At 35.8% G+C, this 1,463-nt stretch carries 2 protein-coding genes; one reads left to right on the top strand and one right to left on the bottom strand.

Annotation, left to right across the window (positions count from 1 at the left end):
* Window positions 1-741 (bottom strand): sugar-binding transcriptional regulator (locus AC1DTM_RS26265; RefSeq protein WP_477001261.1); only part of this gene is annotated, 741 nt, incomplete at its 3' end.
* Between the two features lie 198 nt (window positions 742-939).
* On the opposite strand from AC1DTM_RS26265, the gene AC1DTM_RS26260 reads away from it, so the two are divergent.
* Window positions 940-1,463 (top strand): ATP-binding cassette domain-containing protein (locus tag AC1DTM_RS26260; protein ID WP_477001260.1); only part of this gene is annotated, 524 nt, incomplete at its 3' end.

Raw genomic sequence — 1,463 nt, 5'->3', positions numbered from 1 at the left:
TTCTAATTGTTTTCCGTCAGTATTATAAAATTGCCCTAAAATATCTCCTGCCCCGTTTTGACTACGTATATAAGTCATTTCACGTAGTGTTAATTTTTCTTCTTTCACAATTGTGGCGTCTTGAGATAAGCTTCCAATGCCAACTACTGCTGTATGAGCGAGTGAAGCGACGTGAAGCATATCTTTCACGCTTGGTTCGGATAGAATAATTTGCGTCATTTCGTTTGTAGATGTAAGAAAAGGGGTAGGAATAATATGGAGGTCACCTTGCATGTAGTTTAAATAGCTTTGATTTCTTGGAATATAGTGATTTACGCCTCCTGTAAGAGTAACGATTGAAAGATTCATAGAGCTATCAAAATGAATGTTTTCTAGCATTTTACTTATCGTCTCTCCCCAGCCAATCCCAAGTAAATCTCCTTGTTGCAATTGAGTTTCTAAATATTGTGCGGCAGCTTTTCCGAGTGAAAATGCATAATCCTCAGTTGGCGTTGGAATAACGAAAGCATCTTTTAGATGGAATTTTTTCATAAGGTCACGTTCAATGCTTAAACAGTGCAATCCAGTACCTTTTACGTGAAATGTGACGACACCTTCCGTCCGTGCTTTATCTAACAACCGAACGACTTTATTTCTTGAAATGTGAAGAAGTGAAGCAATTTCTTGCTGGGTTAATTGATCTTTATAATAGTACCAAGCTACTTTTGTTAACAAATTGTCTTCAAAGTTGAGCTGTGACATACTCTTCATCCCTTTCAACAATTGACCACTGCTTAAACATATGTGTTCTTTATTTTGTTTATTCCAGTTGAAGCGATAAAATAGTCCAGTGAAAAAAGTGTTCTAGATATGAAAAAATAAATATACAATGCTACAAAACAAGTAGAACAAAAAATCATTTTCTCAAAAAATGTTCTGCATAAAGGCAGGTGACAACATGTGGAGAACGTGCCCTTATTACAAGTTACAAAGGTGAGTAAATCATTTGCAGGTCAACTCGTATTAAAAGAAGTCAATTTACAATTAGAGCGTGGAGATGTATACGCTTTAGTCGGAGGAAATGGTGCCGGGAAATCAACATTAATGAAAATATTAACGGGTTTGTATTCATACGATGCTGGCAAGATGTATGTGAAAGGGGAAATACAACAGTTTTCAAACACAGCAGAAGCACATCAACATGGCATATATTTAATACCACAAGAGCCACTCATCTTTCCGCATATGACAATTGAAGAGAATATTTGTATCGGAATGAAAGCGAAAAAGAAAGAACTTCGAAATAAAATTAATAAGTTGCTAGAAGACTTAGGCTGGAACATTCAACTTCAGGATTTAGGATTATCGTTATCCATTGCCCAGCAACAATTAGTAGAAATATTGAGGGGATTAATAAGGGAAGCTGAGATTCTTATTTTAGATGAGCCAACATCGACATTAACAACTCACGAAATTAAGAGTCT

The organism is Bacillus sp. P4_D3, assembly GCF_056401855.1.
Note: the sequence above shows the minus strand (reverse complement) of the source record. Positions and strands in the feature narration are given on the sequence as shown.